Source organism: Anaerolineae bacterium, from assembly GCA_014360855.1.
Lineage (GTDB): Bacteria > Chloroflexota > Anaerolineae > JACIWP01 > JACIWP01 > JACIWP01.
Genome location: JACIWP010000242.1, coordinates 1 through 4,540 on the forward strand (window position 1 = coordinate 1; position 4,540 = coordinate 4,540).

Genomic DNA, 4,540 nt, shown 5'->3' on the forward strand with positions numbered 1-4,540 from the left:
GTGCTCCCCGTACATCAGCGTGACTTCCAGCAGTTCCTGATGCATCATGAAGGCCTCTCCTGGGAGGGAATGCCCGCCGGCGTGGGCGCGGCCGGCCCTTCCGGCGGGGGCGCGGCGGCCGGCTCCGGATACTGAATGCGAGGGTGGAACACCGCCGCCAGCATGGCCACGAATGCCTCGCGGATCGTCTGCAAATCGCGCATGGTCAGGTTGCACTCATCCAACTGCCCATCCAGCAGGCGGTTGCGGATCATCTTGTACACGATCTCGTCAATCTCCTCCGGCGAGGTGGGCCGCTTACTGCGCACGGCGCTCTCGCACCCATCCGCCAGCATGACGATAGCGGTTTCGCGCGACTGCGGCTTCGGGCCCGGGTAGCGGAAATCGTCCTCGTTGACCTGGGACGGGTCGGCGGCCTTTTCCTTCGCCAGATGATAGAAATAGCTCGCCACCGTGGTGCCGTGGTGCTCGGGGATGAAGGCCTGGATCGCCGGCGGCAGTTTGTACTCGCGCGCCAGCTCCAGCCCCTCCTCGACATGCCGGCGAATGATATCCGCGCTGGTCAGCGGGTCCAGCCCCTCATGCACGTTGACCCCATCCATCTGGTTCTCGACGAAGAAATAGGGCCGTTTGATCTTGCCGATGTCGTGGTAATAGGCCCCCACCCGGGTGAGCAGGGTATCCGCGCCGATGCGGTTGGCGGCTTCCTCCGCCATATTGCTGACCAGAATGCTGTGATGATAGGTGCCCGGCGCCTTCAGGAGCAGTTCCCGCAGAAGGGGATGGGTGGGGCGCAGAAGCTCCATCAACTGCAGGGTGGTGGTGATGCCGAACACCGACCCCAGGAAGTAGAAGGTGGCCAGGGTGACGCCGGCCGACAGCAGGCCGTTCACAAAGCCCATGCTGACCACGCCCAGCAGGCCCAGGGGATCATACACGTTCGCCGGCAGTTGAAAGATCAGGATAATGGCGACATTGACGACGGAGACGAACAGGCCGGCCCAGAAAAAGGCGCTGAGCTTCTCACTGCGCGCCAGCACCAGGCCGGCGAACAGCCCGCTCAAGAGCAGATACACCATCAGCTCCGGCGAGCCGCGCGAGAGGTAGCCGGCCAGCAGGGAGACCACCAGCACCGCACCCAGGGCAATGGGAAACTCCACCAACACGGTGATCAGGAATGCCAGGGCGGCCACCGGAAACATATAGGCCAGCATGGTCTGGCCGGGGACCATGACCTTGAGCAGGATGGTAAAGGTCACCAGCAGGACGAAGAGCAGGGTGCTGTAGCGCGGGTGCGAGCGCAGGAGCGGCAGATGGCGCACCATGTACAGGCCCAGCCAGACGGAGCAGAGCAAGGCAAAGCCGCCGGCGCCCAGGATATCGTTCCAGCCGACGCGCTCCTGCTGGAGGCCCAGCGCCTCCAGCGCCTCCACGTCCAGCGCATCCACGATCTCGCCGGCGCGCACAATGATCTCCCCTTCCTCAAAGGTGCGGGTGATGGGTTGGACCGATTCGCGCGCCTTGCGCCGGGCCTCAGCGGTCTTCTCAGCGTTGAAGAAGGCGTTGGGCCGCAGGAGGCCCTGCACGAACTGGCTGATGACCAGGTTCTGCTCCTCATTGAACTGTGGGCTGACCAGCGCCGGCACCGTCCGCTTGACCGCCTCCAGGTTGGAACTACGGATCTCCTCCCGCATGGCCCGGTCGAGCACATTGATGATCTCGGCCGAGACATCCTTCCAGGTGCGGTCATCCATCATCAGCAGGGCCTTGATGGCCTCCGGGCTGAGGCTGACATCGGCGATACTGCCCAGCCATTCGCTCTTGCGGGCCGTGGAGGCAAAGGGGTCTGTGCGCACCATATCGACGAAGTTGAGCACCGCCCGGGCGCGCTCGATCTGCTGACGGGCGATGCGGGCCTGCGGAGGGTCGTAAATATCCTGGACCGCGTCCTCGGCCCGCTGGCGCGCCTGTTCGGTCAGCACCTGACTGACGAAGGAGAAGCGGCGCGGGGCGCGCACGTCGGTCGGGCTGACATCCCCTTCCTGCAACTGCAGGCCGCCGGCCGGCGGGAAAGGCAGGGCCAGGACAGCGGTCGCAACCAGCCAGAAAATGACGAGGTACAGCAGGTTGCGCAGGTAAAAACCCCAACCCGTCCCCTTCCTGCGGTACGACGCCAGCAAACCGGACTGCCCAGCGCGTTTGGCCATGATATCAACCGCTCATCCGCCCAGCAGTTCGCGCACTACTTCGTTGACCAGCCGGCCATCGGCGCGACCCTTCACCTGCGGCATCAGCTTCCCCATCACCTTCCCCATATCGCGCGGGCCGGCCGCCCCCACCTCGGCGATAACCTGGCGCGCCAGCGCGGCGATCTCCTCGCGGCTCAACTGCGCCGGCAAATAGGACTCGATAATGGCCAGCTCGGCCTCCTCCTTCGCCGCCAAATCCTCGCGCTGCCCCTTGCGGAACTGCTCGATGGACTCACGCCGCTGTTTGACCTGCCGCCTGATGATCTCCCAGATCTCCTCCTCGGTGAGGGGGGCGCGCTTATCAATCCGTGCGGACTTGATGGCGGCGCGCAGAAAACGCAGGGTCTCCTTGCGCAGTTCATCGCCGGCGCGCATGGCTTCCACGTAATCCTGATCGATCCTCTGCTCCAACGTCGTCATGACCTACCTCCTGAACCGAACAGCAGTGAGCGCTGTACGGTTGATTATAACCGCGCCGGCAGGGCTGTCAACCTTTCGACCCCCCTCCCTGTAGGCGCGGCCCCGTTGACGCCGGCGGCGGGATGTGGTATGATGAGCACAGCAGGACCCTGCGGCGCGCCGGCCCCCTGCTTCCCCCGCCGCCCGCCGGCGCCGACCTCCCTTTCCATCGCGCCGGAGGGACGGGATGCACATCACGCCGGAACACATCGAACAGACGGTAGACGCCATCCTGGAGGTGCTGGAAGCCTGCGGCATCCCCTGCGCCGGCCTGGCCCAGTACGCCCTGCGCGGCATCAAGGGACTGCGCCAATCCGCCGAGGCCAAGGCCCAACTCACCGCACTGCTCCAGGAGGCCGAGGCGGAATTCATCCAGGAGGCAATCAAACGGGGACTGGGGAACGCCGCCGGCTGGGTGCACGACATGCCCCAGCACGATCGGCCGGCCTTCCAGCAGGCCCTGCAGAGACTGCTCCAGCACTGGGACGAGGGCGCGCTCCAACAGCTCCTGGAACAGGAATTCGCCGGCCGGCCGGGAGTCTCCCACGGGGAGGCAGAAGCCGCCGCCCTCTACATGACCATACTGCGCACGTACCTGGCGCACCACCCCGACTTCAACCGGATCATCACCACTACCCGCATCCTGGCCATAGACCAGCGCACGGAGCACATGCAGGAACAGCTCGATACACTGCACGGGGCCATTACCGTCCTGCTGGGCATGCCGGCGGATATCCTGGGTTGGCCGGTGGAGGAACCGCCGGCCATCAGCGAACTGCGTCCCTACCTCCTGCATCCGAAGTACCAGCTCATCCCCTATACCGGCGCTCCCTTCCAGGAGGCGCGGGATGACCTGGTGAAGTGGGCACAGGGCCTGGACGCGCAGGAGAAGAAGGTCGGACTGCGCATCTACACGGCGCCCGGCGGCGCCGGCAAAACGCGCCTGCTCATCGAGGCCGGCGCGGCACTGCGCCGGCAGGGTTGGTGGGCCGGCTTCCTGCGCCAGGGCCGCCTGGACCACAAGAACGCCCGGCTCCTGATGGCGGACACCCGCCCGACCCTGCTGATCCTGGACTACGCTGCAAACCGCCAGGCCGAGGCGGAGACCCTGCTGACAGCCGCCGCGGAAGCGGTGCGCGAGCGAAGGCGCGACGCGCCGCTGGCCGTCGTCTTCCTGGAGCGCACCTCCCCGGACTGGCTGGACCAGCTCCTGCACCGCGCCAGCGACCCATCCTATGTGGATTGGGTCGAGTTCCTCTCCCTGCCCGGCATGGAGCGAGCGCCCCGCGCAATGCCGGCCCTGCAAACCCCGCCGGAGCGGCAGGCATTCTTCACCACCGCCCGGGAGCGGTTGGTCCAATACCAGCCGGCCCCACCCCCACAGCCTATCACCTATCGGGCCGAGGAACTTCCGGCGTCGCCCCTTTCCCTTTCTCTGCTGGCCCTGCACGCCTCTGCCGGCCAGCGCCTGGACCAGCCCTCGGACGAACGCGAAATCCTGAGACACACCTGGCAGCGCGAACGGGAGGCCTGGGCGCGCTGTCTCGGGCCATGGATGGACGAGCAAGGTGTGGGCTGGGCAAAGAAGGCCATCATTGACTATCTGGAGCGTCTGCAGGTGCTGGCCACGCTGGGCCGGCCCTTCCCCGACGCCCCATCGCTGGCGGATTTCATGGGACAGCACTTCGGCCCCATCCGCGGAGCGAAAAAGGGGGATGAACTGGACCTGGCAATACTGGTGGAGCAACTGCCGTGCGTCTTCCCGAGGACTGCGGGCACCCTCATCCCGCCCATCGAGCCGGACCCCCTGGCGGACTTCGTGCTGTGGGAAC

Annotated in this window: 4 protein-coding genes; 1 reads left to right on the plus strand and 3 read right to left on the minus strand. The window is 66.1% G+C overall.

Translation table 11 applies throughout. The features are described from left to right. Positions 1 to 44 precede the first annotated feature (44 nt). The 3 genes from H5T60_11870 to H5T60_11880 are packed head-to-tail and all read right to left on the minus strand — an operon-like array spanning position 45 to position 2,878. Positions 45 to 2,207: an HDIG domain-containing protein gene (locus tag H5T60_11870; protein ID MBC7243128.1), complete on the minus strand. Its 2,163-nt coding sequence runs from the start codon at positions 2,205 to 2,207 to the stop codon at positions 45 to 47. Positions 2,208 to 2,219: 12 nt separating this feature from the next. Then, positions 2,220 to 2,669, minus strand: a complete 450-nt coding sequence (locus H5T60_11875) for a GatB/YqeY domain-containing protein (GenBank protein MBC7243129.1) — start codon at positions 2,667 to 2,669, stop codon at positions 2,220 to 2,222. 44 nt (positions 2,670 to 2,713) lie between these two features. Beyond that, complete coding sequence (locus H5T60_11880; GenBank protein MBC7243130.1) at positions 2,714 to 2,878, minus strand: hypothetical protein; 165 nt, start codon at positions 2,876 to 2,878, stop codon at positions 2,714 to 2,716. 17 nt (positions 2,879 to 2,895) lie between these two features. Here H5T60_11880 and H5T60_11885 point away from each other — a divergent pair. Then, positions 2,896 to 4,540 (plus strand): hypothetical protein (locus H5T60_11885; GenBank protein ID MBC7243131.1); only part of this gene is annotated, 1,645 nt, incomplete at its 3' end.

Bases quoted from the DNA above. Each gene is read 5' to 3' on its own strand.
- H5T60_11870 (MBC7243128.1), bottom strand. From the start codon at position 2,207: ATGGCCAAACGCGCTGGGCAGTCCGGTTTGCTGGCGTCGTACCGCAGG.
- H5T60_11875 (MBC7243129.1), bottom strand. From the start codon at position 2,669: ATGACGACGTTGGAGCAGAGGATCGATCAGGATTACGTGGAAGCCATG.
- H5T60_11880 (MBC7243130.1), bottom strand. From the start codon at position 2,878: ATGGAAAGGGAGGTCGGCGCCGGCGGGCGGCGGGGGAAGCAGGGGGCC.